The organism is Embleya sp. NPDC025285 (assembly GCF_055558835.1).
This window is the reverse complement of the sequence record NZ_JBVHLU010000003.1, coordinates 62,452-79,952: the sequence shown is the minus strand read 5'-3', so window position 1 is coordinate 79,952 and position 17,501 is coordinate 62,452. Positions and strand designations below refer to the sequence as shown.

Here is a 17,501-nt window from a genome sequence, read left to right as displayed (position 1 = left end):
GCGGCGCCGAGGGCGCGAGCAGGGTCGACAGCGCGCGCGAGGGCCACGACGCGCCGGGCACCGGAGCCACCGGCACCGCGGGAGCCACCGGAGCGGTCGATACCGCCGAATCCGCCGGATCTCCCGACACCGCCGAGGCCGCCGACACCTCGAGCACTACCGGCACCACCGGTACCACCTCGCCGAGGAAGTGATCGCGTGAGCACCCCGCTGCGCCGAGCGGCCACGCTCCTGCCGATCGTCGCCCTGCCACTGGCCGAGATCTACGTGATCAGTCTGGTCGGCAGCGAGATCGGCGCGGGCCGGACGTTCCTGCTGATCCTGGCCGGCGTCGCGCTGGGCTCACTGGTGATCCGCTACGAGGGCCGCCGGGTGCTGACCCGGCTGCGCGAGCTCGGTGAACAGGCCCAGCGCCAGAGCCAGAGCGACCCGACCGTGCTCGCGGCCCAGGGCAAGGAGGCGACCAAGGCCGCCGCCGACGCGGGCGTGGTCATCCTCGGCGGCATCCTGCTGATCATCCCCGGGTTCATCACCGACGCACTGGGCCTGCTGTGTGTGCTGCCGTTCACCCGGCCGCTGATCCGGCGCCTGATCGGCACAGTGGTGGCCGCGAAGGTGGCCAACAGTCCGAGGTTCTCGGGCGCGGTGCGGGACGCCCGGATCCACCGCCCGGACGGCAAGATCGTGCGCGGCGAGGTGATCGATCCGGACGAGCGCCGCGACGACGACCCGCCGGCGCCGCCGCGCGAACTGCCCTGAGGCTTCGGGGCCCCGCGACCTCGAGGGCGGCGTTCGCAGACAGCACGACGCCCGGGGCGCCACGATCGTGAGATCGTCGGCGCCCCGGGCGTCGGTGCCACCTGTCGACGGGATCCGCACGCGCCCGGAGCGGGCTCGCGCGGTGCTCGCTCAGGCGCTCTTGCGGTTGTTGCGCGGATCGTGGTGGAGATTGATCCCACCCGACCGCAGTACGGCGAGGCGCTCGGCGAGGACCTCTTCCAGCTCTTCCCGGGTACGCCGCTCCATGAGCATGTCCCAGTGCGTACGTGTGGCCTTGTTCTTCTTCTCCTCCGGCGGCGCGCCATCCACCAACTGCGCGATGGCACCGCAGCTGCGGCACTCCCACGTCGAAGGGATCTCCGCCTCGACGGAGAACGGCATCTCGAAGCGGTGCCCCCGGGGGCAGTCGTATTCCACGGTGCGACGCGGCGCCAGATCGATACCGCGATCGGTCTCGTAGCTGGTGGCGCCAAGGCGTGTGCCGCGGAGAGCTCGCTCACTCATGAATCGTGCCTCCTGGCTTGTCAACCCACATCGACAGGTCTTGCTGTCTCGTCCGATTGCAGAACGCGTGACGGGCCCCGAAGATTCCCGACCGAGGGGGCGGAGGGGGCGATCGGGGGCCGTGACGGTGAGTAGCTACCCGAAAACGGATGATTCACCACATCGACGGTGGAAAGTGACATAAAACTCGCCTGAACGGCCCGGGGTCGCCGAGGGTACGCCTGCCCGGAACGCGCGCCGCCACGCACAGCGAATGCGCGCCGACCCGAGCGGCCGGTGTCGGGCGACCGCGCCCGGTGCGGGTGGTAGGGGCGTGGCGGGTGGGTTCGCCGACCGGGGCCGTGGTGGGCCTCAACGATCGCGGATCTCGGCCCAGACGATCTTCCCGGTGTCGGTGGGACGCACGCCCCAGTCGGTGGTCAGGCCGGCCACGATGCACAACCCCCGGTGCCGCTCGTCGTGGCCGGGAGAGGCGATCTCCTTGGGCAGTCGGCCGTCGTGGTCGACCACCTCGACGATCAGCCGGCCCGGGTGGTGCCGGAGCCTGAGCTCCATCGGGGTGCGGGCGTGCTCGGCGGCGTTGGAGACGAGTTCGGTGACCACCGAGCAGGTGGTGTCGCTGTGCTCGGCCAGCTCCCAGCGGCCCAGCGTGGCGCGGACGAAGTCGCGGGCCTCGCGCGCGGAGCGCGGCGTGGGCGGCAGGTCGAGGCCGGCGGTGCGCTCGACGCTGTGTCGGGCACGGACCAGCAGCAGCGCGACGTCGTCGGGTTCCTGGCCGGTGAGCATGGTCTTGGCGAGCAGGTCGGCGACGTCGGCGACGTTGTAGGCGCCGCCGGTGGTGCTGTCGATGTGCTTGGTGAGTTCCTGCAGGCGGTCGGTGAGCGAGGCGTCGTGCGATTCGACCAGGCCGTCGGTGTACAGGAGCAGTTGGTCGCCGGTGTCGAAGCCGACCACCGCGTCCTCGAACGCGGTGCCGTCCAGGCCGAGCGGTACGCCCAGGTCGTCCTCCAGGAGTTCGACCTTGCCGTCGGCGCCGATCAGGGCCGGTGGCAGGTGGCCGGCGTTGGACCAGTGGATGGTGGCGTCGCCGGGGTCGTAGACGGCGTACACGCACGTGATGATCTGGTCTTCGCCGCCGAGCCCGGTCACCAGCCGGTTGAGATGCCGCATGACCTGCGCGGGCGGCAGGTCCATCACCGAGTACGCCCGTACCGCGGCCCGGAGTTGGCCCATCACGGCGGCGGCCTGCAGACCTCGACCCATCACGTCGCCGACCACCAGGGCGATTCGGCCGGCGGACAGCGGGATCACGTCGAACCAGTCGCCGCCCACCTGTTGGCCCTTGGCGCCGGGCAGGTAGCGGAAGGCGATGTTGAGTTCGTCCAGGTCGGGCGGGACCTGCGGGAGCAGGCTGCGCTGGAGTTCGACGGCGGTGTCGCGCACGCTGCGGAACAGCCGGGCGTTCTCGATCGCGGTGGCCGCCTGCGCGGCGATGCCCAGGGCGAGTTGTTCGTCGCGTTCGGTGAACACGTCGGCCCGGGTATGGCAGAAGGAGAAGGCGCCCAGGTCCTCGCCGGTCGCGGTGGTGACCGGGATGGTCAGCAGGCTGCGTACGGGGGGCTGTCCGTCGGGGCTCACCCGGTAGGGCAACAGGTGTGTGGCGGCGGGGTCTTCGGTGAGGTCGCCGCGGCGCACGGTGGCCGGCGGGGCGGCGGTGGTCTGCGGTCGGCTGCGCGCGGCGAGGGAGGGTCGCGGTCGGGGCAGGCGGTCGATCAGCGTGGGGTCGGGGCTGGTGACGGCGTAGCGGGTGTCCGCGACGCCGCCGGTGTCGTAGTCGATGTAGCGGAAGATGCCGTGCTCGGCGGCGATCACCGAGGTGGCGGCGTCGGTGGCGGCTTGCACGAGGCGTTCGAGATTGAGCTCGCGGGTGAGTTTCTGGCCGACGCGGTAGAGCGTCTCGACGATCCGGGTCTCCTGGTCGAGTCGGCGCTGTTTGTGGGCGAGTTGCTCCTGCTGCGAGCGGACCCGGTCGCGGGCGTCCTCGGCGACCAGGGCCTGTTGCGCGGTGGTGCCCTCGTGGGCGGCCAGGAGTTGTTCCAGGGCGTCCAGGCGGGCGGCGGCGACGTGCGTGGTGGGGGTGGGCCGGCCGGGGCCGCCGGCGAACAGGGGCGCGGTGTTGAGCGGGAGCAGGGCCAGGCGGGTGGACACCGCGACGGTGCGGAAGAGTTCGGCGATCCGGGCCGGAACGTGGACGCGGGTGAACATCAGCACGGTGAACAGTTCGCCGTCGGGGAGCTTGCCGGCGTAGCCGACCACGGATTTTATCCCGCTCGCCCGGATGAACTCCTTGTCCGGGACGGCGCTGCTGGTGAGCGCGTCCGCGATGTGGTGGATGTCGTGCCGGTCCCATTCGTTGTCGGTGGGCAGCGGCCCGGCCACGATCTCCTCGGCGGTGACCCCGAGTTGCTCGAGCATGGCGCTGATCATCGGCGCCCGGCGGACCGCCTCGGCGCTGGGGAAGGCGACCACTTGGTGGTGCCGCGAGCGGGTGCGGTCACGCCAGTCCGGGTGGTCGCCGGTGGTGGCCAGCAGGGTCAGGCAGCGCAGGTCGGGGTGCGGCGTGAGGCCGGGCTGCCGGCGCAGCGCGCACTGTTCCAGGTCGGGGGTGAGGTTGCGCCAGGGCATGGTCTGGAACAGGCGGGCGAGGACGAGTTGGGGTTGCCCGGTGAGCGGGTCGCGGAAGGTGGTGCGCAGGTGTCGCACGATCGCGCGGGCCGCGTCCTCGGTGGTGGCCGAATCGGCGGTGACCTGGCGCAGTTCGGAGCTGCACACGACCATGTCGCTGACGGTGAAGTTGGCGAGGTCGAACACTGGGCGTCCACGTCCTCCGTGGGGGTGCGGGCCCCCATCATGGCGCGAGGGTGCGGGCGGAGTGGTGCGTTTTGGGTATTTGGTGGTGACGTGACCATGCGTCGAGGCCCCCCGAGCGCGGCTGCTCGGGGGCCTTCGCGAGGGTGGACGCCGGGTCGGCGCGAGTCGGCGCGGGTCGGCGCGGTGCCGCGCCCGGGGTCAGCCGGTGGGCTCGGGCTCGCGTTCGGGGGCCTTGGCGAGCGAGATCGCGGGCGCGTCGACGGGCAGGGTGTCGGTGTGCCGGGGGAGCAGGGCGAGCAGGCGCTCGCGCTCGGCCTCGGGGGTGTCCTCCTCCAGCGGGTCGGGGGTGTGCGGGATCTGGATGCGCACCACGGGGCCGTTGCCGATCCGGATGTAGCCGCGGCCGGGGGGCATGCTCTCGCCGCCGGAGACGCCGGGGGCGGCGCCCAGGACGGTGTACGTGGTCTCCGGGTCCAGCGGGCCCAGCACGACGCGGGTGTGCGTGTCGGCGATCAGCGCGGGGCGCAGTCGGTCCAGGTGGGTGGGCCGGGCGCTGGTGATCACCCCGACGTGTGCGGCGCGGCCCAGGCGCAGCGGGAGGTCGAGCAGTTCCTGCGGGTCGGTGCTGCCCTGTCCGGCGGCGAGATCGCTGAGTTCGGTGATCTCGTCGAGGATCAGCCACAGCGGTCGGCGCGCGTTGTCCGGTACCGCGGTGCCGTATTGCTTGGCGTGGGTGACGGCGGCGATCCGGCGTTCGGTCTCGTGCCGCAGCCAGGTCAGCATCTCCAGCGCGCCGTGGTAGCCGGTCTCGATCCGCAGGATGTTGCGGCGACCGGCCAGGCAGGCGTAGTCGCCGGAGCCGCTGCCGTCGATGATCACGATGTCGCCGTCGCGGGCGGCCTGGAGGGCGATGGTGCGCAGCAGGTTGGACTTGCCCGCGCCGGGGGCGGCGACGGCGAGCAGGTGCGGGTCGGTGCTGCGGTGGCCGGTGCGCCAGATGACCGGCGGGAGTTGCCGGATGGTGTCGTCCACGCGGATCGGGACGCGGCGGTTGGTGCTGCCGGCGTCGGTGACGCCGAGCAGGATCTCGCTCGGCGCGGTGATGAAGTGTTGCGCGGGCACGGCCGAGGGCAGCGGGGGCAGCGCGGCGACGGTGAGGTGGTTGTTCTCGGTGTCCCAGTCGTAGAGGTACTCGCGGCCGCGGCCGGTCTTGGCCTGGAGCACACGTTCGATTCGGGCCCGGGCGGTGGGGTCGTCGTCGGTGAAGTACGGGCTGTAGGTCAGTTCGAGGCGGGTGATCCGGTCACCGTCGAGTTCCCAGTGCCGGAAGGCGTTCTGGTACGGGCCGCCGGGGTGGAAGAGGCGGGCCGGGTCGTGGTCGTCGGCGAGATAGGGCACGAGGCCGTTGTAGACGGCCTGGAGTTTGACGTCGGTGGGGTCGGGGGCGGGCTCGGCGGGCGGTTTCTCCCCGCGGCCGAGCCAGGCGGCGCCGGCCAGGATCAGCAGCAGTGCGATCAGCGGGGCGTAGGGCAGGAAGTAGAGAGCGAGCAACACACCGGCGACACCGGCGACACCGGCCTTGCGCTTGTCCGCCGAAGCGCTCTTCCACCACGCGCGCGCCCACGCGAGTTGTCGGTTCAGCCCTCGGCTGAGGGTGAACACGGGCGAGAACGTGTCGCGGGTGTGGTGGTGGATGCGCTGGGCGCGCGTGCGGGTGTTGCCGATGCCCTCCTTGGCGCGCTGGGCGATGGTGACGAGGGACTTGGGGCCGGGGGACATGCGGTCTCCGTGAGGGGTTGGTACGGGTAGGCGGGAGGCCCCGGTTCGGGGGGACGAGCCGGGGCCTGGGGCCTTGCTGCGGTGGGGGACGGGCGCGGTCAGAAATTGAGGCCGCTGAGCAGGTTGGCGATGCTGTTGCCGCTCGCGGTGATGTGTGGGGCGATCGAACTGCCGGCCAGGTAGAAGCCGAAGAGGGCGCAGACGAGGGCGTGCGGGATTCTCAGCCCGTCCTTGCGGAAGAAGACGTAGGCGATGACGCCGAGCAACAGGACGCCGGAGATGGACAGAACCATGGGTGCTCCTTCGGGCGGTGCACTCAGTGTGTGAGGTGCGGGGTGAGGATCCCGGTGCGGCCGAGGCCGTACAGGATCAGGACGGTGGCGCCGAGGCGCCCGGGGGTGGACAACGCCCAGAGGGCGGCATGGAGGGCGATCACCAGGGGGAGGGTGGCGATCGCGTACACGGTGTGGAAGGTGCGCGATTGCGGGGTGCCGGCGCGGGTGGCGGGGGCCAGGGTGCGGCGGACGACCGAGACGAGGGTGGGCGCCGCGGGGGCGGCCGGGGCGGGGGCTTGGTCGGGGACGGGGGTGGGGCCGGCTTCGGGATTCGGGTCGGTGGGGGACGTGCCGCGGGGGTCGGGCAGCAGTCGCTTGTGGATCAGGCGCATGTGGGTGCTTCTCCCCGAGGTGCCGGCCGGTCGGCCTATCGGTGCAGTACTCAAAGTGCTCTTATCGTTACAAATGGTGCACATCTGTCAAAGCATCAAACGGGTGGAATCGCCACGATTTTCCCGAGGGTCCACTCGCATGGGTGACGTGATGAACCTGTTTGCCCAGGTGGGATCGCGGGTCGCGACCCGCCGGCGGCCGACGGGGCGGCGTCGCGGCACGATCGACGTGATGTCGATTTCCCGACGAACTCACCCATCGGAGTGGCGGTCGGTGGGCGGGTCGTTTCGGCTCCGGCCCGGTTCTGGCAGCGTGAGGCCATGGCCATCCTGCTCGTGGTGCACCACACGCCCTCGCCGACGCTCGCCGAGATGCTGGAGGCGACCCTCGCCGGCGCCCGCGACCCCGAGATCGAGGGCGTCGAGGTCCGGGTCCGGGCCGCGCTGACCTGCTCGCCGGTCGAGGTGCTGGAGGCGGACGGCTACCTGCTCGGCACCCCCGCGAACCTGGGCTACATGTCCGGCGCTTTGAAACACTTCTTCGACGGCGCCTATTACCCGTGCCTGCACGAGACGGTGCGCCGACCGTACGGGCTGTACGTGCACGGCGGCAGCGACACCACCGGCGCGGTGCGCTCGGTCGAGTCGGCGGCCGGCGGATTGCAGTGGAAGCGGGTCCGCCCGCCGGTGGAACTGGCCGGGCCGGTCACGCGCGACGCGCTGGCCGCGTGCACCGAACTGGGCGCTGTGGTGGCGGCGGAACTGATGGACGCGAACTGACGCGGGTCCGGGCGGGCTCGTGGTGGTCCGGGGCTCGCGCCGGCCGGCGGGAGAGGCGGGTACCGCCCTCGGGCCCGCCCCGAGTGACGGCCGCTCGGGTCCCCGTACGCCGGGGGGTGTCAGTTCGGGCGGGCCCAGTGCGGCGGGTGGGTCCGGGCGGTCTCCAGGGCGGAGGCGGTGGGTCGCTCGACCGTGTCGGGGACGGCCTCCAGCGGGATGGACAGGGCCCGGGCCCAGGTGCGCCGCCAGCCGAGGCGGCGCTGGGTGCGGGCGGCCTCCCGACGGGCGCGCGCGGTGGCGCGGCGGGCGATCTCGGCGCGGGCCAGCGCCTGGCTGCGCAGCCACAGCGGGCGCGTGTGCAGGAGCTCCTCGACGTAGGCGGTGGTCCACTTGTTGCTGCGCGGACGCAGGTCCAGGACCAACTCCACGGGCAGCCCGAAGAGTTCGGCGACGGCATCGTCGGTGAGGTGGTCGATCACCGCCTCGGCGGCGCGGCAGACCGCCTCGGCGCGCCGCTGCTGGGCATGCCACTCGCGATCCAGCCAGCGGGTGACCGCGGCGCAGGCGTGTTCGAGTTCGCGGTCCGCGTGCAGTTCCAGCAGCCAGTTCGGTGGGTCGGTGGCCAGTACGTGCAGCAGGTCGGCGCTGACGTGCTGGTCGATGGACGGGACGCGGTGCGCGATGTCCTCGGCCGGCACGCCCAGCGTCGCCCACACCCGATGCGGCCGGGCGAGCGAACGCAGCGCGGTGATCGCGCGCGGGGTGGCGGCGGCGAGCAGGTCGGCGATCTCGCCCGGCTTGTAACGGCACTGGGCGCCGATCTCGGCGATGTCGCGCACACGCGGGTCGCCCATGAACCTGCGCAGCCGGGCGGGCGCGGTGCCGTGCAGCCGGGCCAGCGCGCACGCGAAGGCGATCACGTCGGCCGGGTCGGTCTGCCGGTCGGGGGCCAGGGTCGCGAGATACCGGCGCGCGTTGTGGGCGCGCTCGCGGTTGTGCGCCCGGGTGGCGGCGGCCTTGCTCGCGGCCAGCGAACGGGCCACCCGGCGGGCCGCCTCGCGCAGTTCGCGGTCGGCGGCGATGTGCGGGGGCAGGGTGTCCACGTCGGCGGTGCGGTAGTAGCGCACCTCCGACTCGCGGCCGTAGCGCAGGACCCGCACCCGGTCGACGACGGGCAGCCCGGCGGCCGGTGCGATCCGGCGGAAGCACTCCCGGCTGATGCCGAGGCGGTGCGCGGCCTCGGTGGCGGTCAGCGGCTCTTCGCGGCGCAGCGCGGTGAGGAAGGGGACGGGGTCGGCTGCGGCGCGGGCGACCGCGTCGGCGTCGAAGGTGCCGTCCTGGTGTTGTGCGAGCAGTCCGGTACGGGCGGCGAGGCGGACCTGACGGGGGACGAGCCCCAGCGCCTTGCCGACGCGCGCCGCACCGATGCCTCCTCGGGTCACGACCGGCCCCTTCCGTACGGGTGACACCGAACGGGGCGACGATAGAACGGCTGCGGGTCGCGAGGGAGGGCAAAGGGCGAAATCCGCCCGATCGTGCGGGGAAGCGATAGGGCAGGTTACGGCAAATGGGGGACGGTGGGCGGGTTCGTCGGGAGGGTGCCGGCGGAGTGTCGCAAGCCGGGCGCCTCGGGCCGGCGGCGGCCGGCGCGAGCGTCGGTGGCGGGCGCCTTCGATCGTGTCGATCGGTGGTGCGCAGCCGAACAGTGGAACCTGATCGTGTCGCGTGGCCAGGCCGGCGCATGTCCTGGTTCGTGACCTTACGGTCGGATACATGCGTATTGTCATCGCGGGTGGACACGGAAAGATCGCACTTCGGCTGGAGCGGCTGCTCGCCGATCGCGGACACACGGTGGTCGGGTTCATTCGCAACCCCGACCACGCGAACGACCTGGTCGCGGCCGGGGCCGAGCCGGTGGTGTGCGACCTGGAACGGGCGCCGGTCGAGGAGGTGGTCGAGCACCTGGTCGGCGCGGACGCGGTGGTGTTCGCGGCGGGCGCCGGGGCGGCCGGCACCCGGGAGCGCACGATGACGGTCGACTACGGCGGCGCGGTGCTGCTGGCCGACGCGGCCGAGGACGCGGGCGTACGGCGCTACGTGATGGTGTCCTCGATGGGCGCCTCGACCCGCCCGCCCGCCGACACCGACCCGGACTTCGCCCTCTACCTCAAGGCCAAGGGCGAGGCCGACGAGGACCTGCGCTCGCGCGGCGCGCTCGATCTGACCGTGCTGCGCCCGGGGCGGCTCACCGACGACCCCGGCACCGGGCTGATCGCGCTGTCCGAACGCGAAGGTCGGGGAGCGATCCGCCGCGACGACGTGGCGGCCATCGTGGCCGAACTGCTCGACGAGCCCGGCACGATCGGCAAGACCCTGGAGGTGGTCGGCGGCGACGTGCCGGTCGCCGAGGCGGTCAAGTACGCGGCGGCGAAGCCTCGCCCGTGAGGTCCAGCGCCATCAGCACGTCGTCGACATAACGTCCGCCGAGCAGGAACTCGCCCTCCAGCACGCCCTCGATCCGGTAGCCGCAGGCCAGGTACAGCGCCCGCGCGGAGGCGTTGCCACCGAGCACCCGCAGGGTGATCCGCCGGGCCCCGCGTCGGCGCGCCCGGGCCTCGGCGGCCGCGAGCAGCAGTCGGCCGACCCGGCGGCCCTGATGGTCGGGATGCACCGCGAGCCCGTTGACGATCTGCACGTGGCCGGAGGCCGGGCACAGTGTGGAGCGCTCCAGCAGCACGTAGCCCACGACGAGGTCGCCCTCGTGGGCGACCAGGGTGTCGCGCACGTGCTCGGCGCTGCGGAAGAAGACCTTGTCCGCCGCCCAGCGCGGCGCGGGGGTGACGTCGGGGGACCACGTGAGGTGGTCGATCTCGGCAAGACTCGTACCGTCGGCCTCGGTCGCGGGGCGGACCTGGACGCGGGTTTCCTCCGATGTGCGCGACATCCGATCATCGTCCCACCCGGGGCCGGGCGCCGGGCAGATCGGGTCGCGGACGATCTTGACGACCGCTTCGTGTGCGCCGCGTCCGCGCCGCGTACGCGCCCTAGACTCGCGCGCATGACTTCGCCCCGGGTGCCCGAGGACCTCGATCGTCTCGCGGCCGGCAAGTACGTCCTGTTGACCACGTTCCGCCGGGACGGGCGCGCGGTGGCCACGCCCGTGTGGGTGGTCCGCGACGGCGCCGCGCTCGGGGTGTGGACGGCGCGGGACTCCGGCAAGGTCAAGCGCATCCGCAACGACGGGAAGGTCACCGTCGCGGCGTGCGACGCGCGCGGGAACCCGCGGGGCGCGGCCGTGCCGGGACACGCCTCGCTGCTGGACGCCGCCGGGACCGAGCGGTATCGGGGACTGATTCGGCGCAGGTTCGGGGTGATCGGGCGGTTGACCCTGTTCGGCAGCCGACTGCGGCGCGGGGCGGCCGGGACGATCGGCGTCCGGATCGAGTTGGGCGAGCGGGAGTAGGACCGGGGTCCCGCCCCGGGAGCACCGATCGGGCCGTCGCCGGGCGGTGCCCGCCGAGGTGTTGCGGGTCGACGGTCGCGCGGTGGGCGGTTCTACGGTCGAAGGGTGAGCTTGAAGCCCACGTGCGAGTCGGTGAAGCCGAGGTTGCGGTAGAAGCGGTGGGCGTTCTCGCGGGTGCCGTTGGAGGTGAGCTGGACCAGCGTCGCACCGCGTTCGCGGGCACGGTCGATGGTCCAGTGCATCAGGATCGTGCCCAGGCCGCCGCCGCGCTCGCTGCCGGCGATGCGTACCGCCTCCACCAGGGCCCGCGTGGTCCCGCGCTGGGACAGGCCCGGAATGATGGTCAACTGGAGCGTGCCGATCACCGTCCGCTCACCCGTCGCCGGGTCCGGTCGGGTCATCACGACCAGTTCCTGGTTCGGATCGGCCGTCACCCGCTCGAAGGCCGCCAGGTACGGCGTCAGGTCCTCCTGCGAGTCCCGCCCCGAGCCGAGGGCGTCGTCGACGAGCAGACCCACGATGGCCGAGATGTCGTCCCGGCCCGCCGGCCGGATTTCGATGTCGTTCATGACGCCCAACGTAGAGGGAGCCTCCGCCGGCCATCCGTCCGGTCCCGGGCGCGGCGTCGGGGGCGGTCGGTGACGGATGACTAAGGTCACCCGCGTACGGCCAGGGGAGTAGGCGGGAATTCGGCCGCGCGCAGGATCCGTTGACACCATTGAGGGCGGATGCTTGTCAGGCCACATGGCAAGCGGCCTAACGGGGAGGTTCCACGTGGATGCCGTGCACGAGTGGGTGGAGCGGTTGGGTGATCTACCACCCTCGTACGCCTATGTCGTGATCGCGCTGGTCGCCGTCGTCGAGACCGGTCTGCTGCTGGGCGTCTTCGCGCCCGCCGAACCGGTGCTGCTGCTGGCTGGGCTGCTCACCTCCACCGGCCACTTGGCGCTGGTCCCGGTGTTGATCATCGCGACCGCCGCCGCGCTCGTCGGGGACACCCTCGGTTACCTCTCCGGCAGACATCGCAGCGAACGCATAAGGACCGGACGGCTGGGTCGCCGGGTGGGCGAGCACCGCTGGGAACGGGCCGAGGAGATGTTCACCCGCGGTCGCGGCGCCGGCGGCGTGACCGTGATGCTGGGTCGCTGGGTCGCGTTCGCGCGAACCCTGCTGCCGCGACTCGCCGGCGCGGCGGGCATGCCCTATCGGCGGTTCGCGCCGTGGAACGCGGTCGGGATCCTGGTGTGGGTGCCGGGCTCGATCATGCTGGGCCGCCTCGCGGGCAGCGCGTACCCGTCGGCGGCGAGCGTTCCCGGTTGGATAGGGGCCGCGATCGTCGCGATCGGTATCGTCGCCGGCATCGTCACCTACGTGCGCCGGCGTCGGCGTCGCAAGGCCGAGGAGAACCGTTCCTCGGCGTTCGGGGACCCCGCGGCCAAAGGGCCGGGGGGTTCGCGGCGTGATTTCGCCGGTGCGACGGCGGCGGTCCGCGAGGACAGCGCCGCCTGATCCGGGCGCCGCCGGCGGTCAGCCGCGCAGTGCCGTGTCGCCGTGCTTGGACACGTGTTCGTCCAGCGCGGCGAGAGCCCGGGTGACCTCCTCGTGCGAGCCGCCGGCGCGCTGCTCCTTCCAGTACGCGGAGCCGAGCTGCTTGAGCAGTGCGGACGCGTCCCGGCCCACCTGGACCTCCTCGACCTTGTGCTTGCCGGTGTTCATCGTGTCTTCGGCCATCTTCCTGGCCTTGTCGAGGAAGCCGCTCATCGCGCCGTTCTCCGTTCCCGTTCGGGACGGACATCGCTGCCGCCCCGAGGTCGCTGCCGTACCGGGATCACCGTCCGCAACGCGGCGTAGTCCCGCCGAGATCATTCGATGATCGATCAACGAATGGCACGGATGCGAAGATCCCGAACGGAAGTACACCGATTCGGCCGGGCATTTCACTCGTTCGGCACTGACGGCGGTGCCCTCCCACGCCCCTTCGGGTACCTGCCGATTCCCGTCAGGTATGCGCGACACTGGCGATCATGCGCGCGAGCCGACTGCTGACCATCCTGCTGACCCTGCAGACCCGGGGCCTGGTCACCGCGACCGAGTTGGCCGAGCAGTTGGAGGTGTCGGTCCGCACCGTCTACCGCGACGTCGAGGCGCTGGGCGCGGCGGGGGTGCCGGTCTACGCCGAACGCGGTCCGGCCGGTGGCTACCGTCTCCTGGAGGGTTTCCGGACCCGGATCAACGGGCTCACCCAGGACGAGGCCGACGCGCTCTTCCTGGCCGGACTGCCCGGGCCCGCGGCCGAGCTGGGGCTGGGCGCGGTGGTCGCGTCCGCGCAGCTCAAGGTGCAGGCGGGACTGCCGGCCGAGTTGCGCGATCGGGTCGGGCGGGCGCAACTGCGTTTCCACCTGGACGCGCCCGGCTGGCATCGCGAGGCGGACCGCTCGCCGGAGCTGGCCCGGATCGCGGGCGCGGTGTGGACCGACCGGCGGATCCGGGTGCGCTACCGGCGCTGGGCGGGTGAGGTCACCCGCGATCTGGAGCCGTACGGCCTCGTGCTCAAGGCGGGCGCGTGGTATCTGGTGGCGCGCACCGTGCGCGAGGGCGAGCACCGCGACCGCACCTACCGCGTGGTGCGGATCGAGGAGCTGGACGTGCTCGACGAGATGTTCGAGCGAGATCCGAGCTTCGACCTGCCGGCCTACTGGCGGGCCTGGTCGCAGGACTTCGTCGAACAGTTGCGCCCGATCCTCGCGGACGTGCTGGTGACCGAGGACGCGCGGGCGATGGTGCGGCACCTGTTCGGCGCGCATGTCGCGGACACCGTGGAGGCGAGCGCGGGCGAGCCGCTGCCGGACGGCCGGGTCCGGGCCGACTTCCCGATCGAGACGATCGAGGTGGCCGTGCCCGAGTTGCTGCGCCTGGGGCCGCAGATCGAGATCCTGGGACCTCCGGAGCTGCGCGCGAGAGTGGCCGCCGAAGCACGCGCGACGGCGGCGCGGTACGCGTGAGCGCCCGCGCCGCCGTCGGCGCGGTGGGTCGAGGTCCATGCCCCGACCGGGGGGTTACGCCCCGTTCCGGCGGAACAGACGTACGGCCAGGGCGACCGAGACGGTGGCCAGCGCGAGTGCGGTCAGCACGCCCGTCCCGACCGTGCCGCCGTAGTCGCCCACGAACGCGGACCGGACCGCCTGCACCTGGTAGCGCAGCGGATTGGCCCGGGACAGCCCGTCCAGCCAGCCCGGGGCGAGCGACATCGGCAGCAGGATGCCGGACAACAACATCACCGGCAGGTTCACCGAGTTCACCACCGGCGCGAACTCCTGCGGACTGTCCACCCGCATCGCCAGGGCATAGGACAGGGACGCGATCGAGGCGGTCATCAGCGCGACGAAGCCGAACCCGATCAGCACGCCGACCAGCGGCGCGCGCAGCCCGAACGCCACGCCGACCAGGACCAGCAGCACGGATTGGGCGAGCAACTGCACGATGTCCTTGAGCACGCGCCCGAGCAGCAGCGCGAGTCGGCTCACCGGGGTCACCCGCATGCGCTCCACCACGCCGTGCTGCTTCTCGATCAGGATTGCGAAGCCCGCGAACGCGGCACTGAACAGCCCGAGTTGCACCAGCAGGCCCGGGACCAGGGTCTGCCACGAGTCGCCGTCGCCGCCGAGCGGGACGTCGCGCAGCAGCGGGCCGAACAGGATCAGGAACAGCAACGGTTGCACGAGCCCGAAGATCAGGCCGATTCTGCTCGCGACGGTCTGCCGCAGGTAGCGGCCGAAGATCAGGAGCGTGTCGGCCGCGAGGGCGGAACCGGCGGACGGCGCGGCCGGCGCGACCCGGCCGGTCGGTGTGGTCGGGTCGGCGGGCGCCGAGGAGGTCGACGGTGCGGACGGTGTGGTCATGGCTACCTCGGCCGGATCAGACGGCGATCGGAGTCTCGCTCGGCGCGGGGGTGCGCCGACCGGTGATGGCGATGAACGCGTCCTGGAGCGAGGCGTCCGGGGAACCCGCGTACTCGGTCTTGAGCGCGTGCGCGCTGCCCTGGGCGACGATCCGGCCCCGGTCGACCACCACGAGCCGGTCCGCGAGCGCGTCGGCCTCGTCGAGGTAGTGCGTGGTCAGGAAGATCGTGGTGCCCCACTCGTCGCGGATGCGCCGGACCAGGTTCCACAGGTCGACCCGGCTGCCCGGGTCCAGACCGGTGGTCGGCTCGTCCAGGAAGAGCACATCGGGGCGGTGCAGCAGGCCCATCGCCAGGTCGAGCCGGCGTCGCTGGCCGCCGGAGAGCGCCGCGCACGGACGGTCGAGCAGGTCGAGCAGGTCCAGGTCGGCGGCCAGTTCGGCGGCCCGGGCCCGGGCGTCCGCCTTGTCCAGGCGGTACAGCCGGGCCTGGGTGGTCAGCTCCTCGCGCACCGACACGGCCGGGTCGACGCCGCCGGACTGCGCGACGTAGCCGATCCGTCGGCGTACGCCCGCCGGGTCGCGCAGGAGGTCGTGGCCGGCCACGACGGCGCTGCCGCCGGTGGGCGCGAGCAGCGTGGTCAGCATCCGCAGGGTGGTGGTCTTGCCGGCGCCGTTGGGGCCGAGGAAGCCGAGGATCTCGCCCGCCGGGACGGTCAGATCGATGCCGCGGACCGCCTCGACGGTGCCGCGCTTGGTGCTGAAGGTCCGGGTGAGCCCGGTGGTGTGGATGACCGGTGTCATGGCCCTACCGAAACACAGTCGATTCAATTTTGCAATGACCCCAAAATTTGAGTGCCACCATGAAGGCTAGGATGGCGGTATGACGGAGTCGGAACCCGCCGAGGGCCTGCGTGAACGCAAGAAGCGCCGGACCCGCACGCACATCTCGGACGTCGCGACGGGCCTGTTCCTGGAGCGCGGGTTCGACGCGGTGACCATCGCCCAGATCGCCGAACTGGCCGAGGTGTCGGTGAACACCGTCTACAACTACTTCCCGGCCAAGGAGGACCTGTTCTTCGACCGCGAGGCCGAGGCGGTGGACCGACTGGCCCGCATCGTGCGCGAGCGCGAACCGGGCGAATCGGCCACGCGCGCGGTGCTCGGCGCGCTGCGCCGCGACATCGAGACACACTCCCCGTACGCGGGCCTGGTCGAGGGCTACGAGCGGTTCGCCCGGGTCATGCACGAGTCGCCGGCGCTGATGGCCCGGCTGTGGCGGATGCAGCAACTGGGCGCGGACGCGCTCGCGCTGACCCTGGCCGAGGAGGCGGGCGCCGCGCCGGGCGACCCGGTGCCGGCGCTGATCGCGGGCCAACTGGCCGGGATCCAGCAGGCGGTCTTTCGCGACATCGGTCGACGGATCGCCGCCGGGGGCGGCCCGGAGCCGGCGGTGGAGTACGCGCTGGCGCAACTGGACGCGGTCGAATCGCTGCTCGGGGCCCAGGTGTTGGGCTACGCGGTCCGCGCGCGGGATTCGGCCGGGCCGGTCCCGGCGACGGGGTGTGCCGGCGGCGGCGTCGGGGAGGAGCATGACATCGGCGGCGACGGGGCGATCGATCCGCGATGATCTGCGTGGTCGGCGCCGCCGGGCTCGGCCGACGGATGCTCGGCCGTCACAGGCCAGACAACAGGAGAACCGTGTGACCTCACCAAATGCTTCCGACCGACGCGGACCGCTCGTGTACGTGGGTGCGTACACCCCCGACATGGAGGGTCGCGGCACCGGCATCACGGTGTGCCGACAGGACCCGGCGACCGGGCTGCTCGGCACGCCGTCCGCGGTGATCCCCGCGATCTCGCCGTCGTATCTGGCCCGGCACCCCTCGGGTCGCTTCCTGTACGCGGTGAGCGAGCGCGGCGGCGAGGGCGCGGTCGGCGCGTACTCGGTGCAGGACGAACGGCTGGTGCCGTTGGGCGAGGTGTCCACGCTCGGCGCGGGGCCGTGTCACCTCGCGGCCGATCCCACCGGGCGGTTCATGGTGGTGGCCAACTACGGCGGCGGCAGCGTCACCGTGCACCCGATCGCCGACGACGGCACGCTGGGCGAGGCGGCGACGCACGTACGGCTGACCGGATCCGGGCCGGTGCGCGACCGGCAGGCGTCCTCGCACGCGCACCAGGTGACCTTCGCGGCCGGCGGCGAGTGGCTCGTGGTCTGCGACCTGGGCTCGGACACCGTGTACCACCTGCGCTTCGACGCCGAGGCGGGCACCATCGCCGAGGGTCCGAAGGTGACCCTGCCGCCCGGCACCGGGCCCCGGAACATCGCCTACGGGCCCAACGATCTCGCGTGGCTGGCGGGGGAGTTGAACGCGACGGTCACGCCGCTGCGCAGCGACCCGCGCACGGGCGCGCTCACCGTCGCGGGCAAGCCGTTCGAGCTCTCCGCAGGCGAGGGCGCGCCGTCCGGGATCGTCGCGGCGGCGGACGGGCGCTTCGTGTACGTGGCGAACCGGGGGCCGGACACCGTGTCGGTGCTCGCCGTGGACGGTGCGGAGTCGACCCTGGTCGAAGAGGTGCCGACGGGCGGTGCCTGGCCGCGGGACCTGGCGCTGGTGGGCGACGTGCTCTACGTGGCGAACCAGCGCGGCGACACGGTCACCGGGTTCCGCCGCGACCCGGAGTCGGGACGGCTCACGGCGCTGGGTGTCGCGCTCGGGACCGGGAGCCCGACGAGCGTGCTGGCCTAGCCGCTCA

At 72.5% G+C, this 17,501-nt stretch carries 19 protein-coding genes; 8 read left to right on the top strand and 11 right to left on the bottom strand.

Translation table 11 applies throughout. From position 1 onward, the window contains the following. Positions 1 to 198: 198 nt before the first annotated feature. Positions 199 to 759 carry an FxsA family protein gene (locus tag ACZ4FV_RS03140; RefSeq protein ID WP_395865683.1) on the top strand — a complete coding sequence of 187 codons (561 nt, stop codon included), beginning with the start codon at positions 199 to 201 and terminating at the stop codon, positions 757 to 759. A gap of 150 nt (positions 760 to 909) precedes the next feature. Here ACZ4FV_RS03140 and ACZ4FV_RS03135 read toward each other — a convergent pair whose 3' ends face one another. The 5 genes from ACZ4FV_RS03135 to ACZ4FV_RS03115 form a co-directional block, all read right to left on the bottom strand. Continuing rightward, the gene (locus tag ACZ4FV_RS03135) at positions 910 to 1,284 is read right to left on the bottom strand and encodes an RNA polymerase-binding protein RbpA (RefSeq protein WP_395865681.1); all 375 of its coding nucleotides are present in this window, start codon (positions 1,282 to 1,284) and stop codon (positions 910 to 912) included. 351 nt (positions 1,285 to 1,635) lie between these two features. Further along, positions 1,636 to 4,155 (bottom strand): ATP-binding SpoIIE family protein phosphatase, encoded by a 2,520-nt coding sequence (locus ACZ4FV_RS03130; RefSeq protein WP_465321701.1) that lies wholly within the window; start codon positions 4,153 to 4,155, stop codon positions 1,636 to 1,638. 198 nt (positions 4,156 to 4,353) lie between these two features. Continuing rightward, positions 4,354 to 5,934 carry an ATP-binding protein gene (locus ACZ4FV_RS03125; RefSeq protein WP_465321700.1) on the bottom strand — a complete coding sequence of 527 codons (1,581 nt, stop codon included), beginning with the start codon at positions 5,932 to 5,934 and terminating at the stop codon, positions 4,354 to 4,356. Positions 5,935 to 6,032: 98 nt separating this feature from the next. Further along, positions 6,033 to 6,227 carry a DUF2304 domain-containing protein gene (locus ACZ4FV_RS03120; RefSeq protein WP_395865676.1) on the bottom strand — a complete coding sequence of 65 codons (195 nt, stop codon included), beginning with the start codon at positions 6,225 to 6,227 and terminating at the stop codon, positions 6,033 to 6,035. Between the two features lie 23 nt (positions 6,228 to 6,250). Further along, complete coding sequence (locus tag ACZ4FV_RS03115; protein WP_395865675.1) at positions 6,251 to 6,601, bottom strand: hypothetical protein; 351 nt, start codon at positions 6,599 to 6,601, stop codon at positions 6,251 to 6,253. A 321-nt stretch (positions 6,602 to 6,922) separates the two neighbouring features. On the opposite strand from ACZ4FV_RS03115, the gene ACZ4FV_RS03110 reads away from it, so the two are divergent. After that, positions 6,923 to 7,381: a flavodoxin family protein gene (locus tag ACZ4FV_RS03110; protein WP_395865673.1), complete on the top strand. Its 459-nt coding sequence runs from the start codon at positions 6,923 to 6,925 to the stop codon at positions 7,379 to 7,381. 119 nt (positions 7,382 to 7,500) lie between these two features. Here the strand turns inward: ACZ4FV_RS03110 and ACZ4FV_RS03105 are convergent, their stop codons facing one another. Then, on the bottom strand, positions 7,501 to 8,823 hold the full coding sequence (locus ACZ4FV_RS03105; RefSeq protein ID WP_395865671.1) for a hypothetical protein: 1,323 nt from the start codon (positions 8,821 to 8,823) through the stop codon (positions 7,501 to 7,503). A gap of 331 nt (positions 8,824 to 9,154) precedes the next feature. Here ACZ4FV_RS03105 and ACZ4FV_RS03100 point away from each other — a divergent pair, with 331 nt between their 5' ends. Beyond that, the gene (locus ACZ4FV_RS03100; protein ID WP_395865669.1) at positions 9,155 to 9,826 is read left to right on the top strand and encodes an SDR family oxidoreductase; all 672 of its coding nucleotides are present in this window, start codon (positions 9,155 to 9,157) and stop codon (positions 9,824 to 9,826) included. On the opposite strand, the gene ACZ4FV_RS03095 is transcribed toward ACZ4FV_RS03100, so the two are convergent. Then, complete coding sequence (locus tag ACZ4FV_RS03095; RefSeq protein ID WP_395865667.1) at positions 9,795 to 10,325, bottom strand: GNAT family N-acetyltransferase; 531 nt, start codon at positions 10,323 to 10,325, stop codon at positions 9,795 to 9,797. The genes ACZ4FV_RS03100 and ACZ4FV_RS03095 overlap by 32 nt on opposite strands. A gap of 114 nt (positions 10,326 to 10,439) precedes the next feature. Here ACZ4FV_RS03095 and ACZ4FV_RS03090 point away from each other — a divergent pair, with 114 nt between their 5' ends. Further along, a complete protein-coding gene (locus ACZ4FV_RS03090; RefSeq protein WP_395865665.1) occupies positions 10,440 to 10,844 on the top strand; it encodes a PPOX class F420-dependent oxidoreductase in 405 nt (134 codons plus the stop codon). Between the two features lie 92 nt (positions 10,845 to 10,936). Here the strand turns inward: ACZ4FV_RS03090 and ACZ4FV_RS03085 are convergent, their stop codons facing one another. Next, positions 10,937 to 11,413, bottom strand: coding sequence for a GNAT family N-acetyltransferase (locus tag ACZ4FV_RS03085; RefSeq protein ID WP_402232244.1), 477 nt, complete (start codon positions 11,411 to 11,413; stop codon positions 10,937 to 10,939). A 205-nt stretch (positions 11,414 to 11,618) separates the two neighbouring features. Between ACZ4FV_RS03085 and ACZ4FV_RS03080 the strand changes: the two genes are divergently transcribed. Next, entirely contained in the window at positions 11,619 to 12,353 is a 735-nt protein-coding gene (locus ACZ4FV_RS03080) for a DedA family protein (RefSeq protein WP_395865660.1), read from the top strand. A gap of 18 nt (positions 12,354 to 12,371) precedes the next feature. Here ACZ4FV_RS03080 and ACZ4FV_RS03075 read toward each other — a convergent pair whose 3' ends face one another. Beyond that, positions 12,372 to 12,605: a hypothetical protein gene (locus tag ACZ4FV_RS03075; protein WP_395865658.1), complete on the bottom strand. Its 234-nt coding sequence runs from the start codon at positions 12,603 to 12,605 to the stop codon at positions 12,372 to 12,374. Between the two features lie 263 nt (positions 12,606 to 12,868). Between ACZ4FV_RS03075 and ACZ4FV_RS03070 the strand changes: the two genes are divergently transcribed. Next, the gene (locus tag ACZ4FV_RS03070) at positions 12,869 to 13,846 is read left to right on the top strand and encodes a helix-turn-helix transcriptional regulator (protein WP_395865656.1); all 978 of its coding nucleotides are present in this window, start codon (positions 12,869 to 12,871) and stop codon (positions 13,844 to 13,846) included. A gap of 54 nt (positions 13,847 to 13,900) precedes the next feature. On the opposite strand, the gene ACZ4FV_RS03065 is transcribed toward ACZ4FV_RS03070, so the two are convergent. Next, entirely contained in the window at positions 13,901 to 14,743 is an 843-nt protein-coding gene (locus ACZ4FV_RS03065) for an ABC transporter permease (RefSeq protein ID WP_395865654.1), read from the bottom strand. 16 nt (positions 14,744 to 14,759) lie between these two features. Then, complete coding sequence (locus ACZ4FV_RS03060; protein ID WP_395865653.1) at positions 14,760 to 15,545, bottom strand: ABC transporter ATP-binding protein; 786 nt, start codon at positions 15,543 to 15,545, stop codon at positions 14,760 to 14,762. Between the two features lie 79 nt (positions 15,546 to 15,624). Here ACZ4FV_RS03060 and ACZ4FV_RS03055 point away from each other — a divergent pair, with 79 nt between their 5' ends. Continuing rightward, positions 15,625 to 16,371 (top strand): TetR/AcrR family transcriptional regulator, encoded by a 747-nt coding sequence (locus tag ACZ4FV_RS03055; RefSeq protein WP_395865651.1) that lies wholly within the window; start codon positions 15,625 to 15,627, stop codon positions 16,369 to 16,371. A gap of 73 nt (positions 16,372 to 16,444) precedes the next feature. Further along, complete coding sequence (locus tag ACZ4FV_RS03050; RefSeq protein WP_395865649.1) at positions 16,445 to 17,494, top strand: lactonase family protein; 1,050 nt, start codon at positions 16,445 to 16,447, stop codon at positions 17,492 to 17,494. Positions 17,495 to 17,501: the final 7 nt, after the last annotated feature.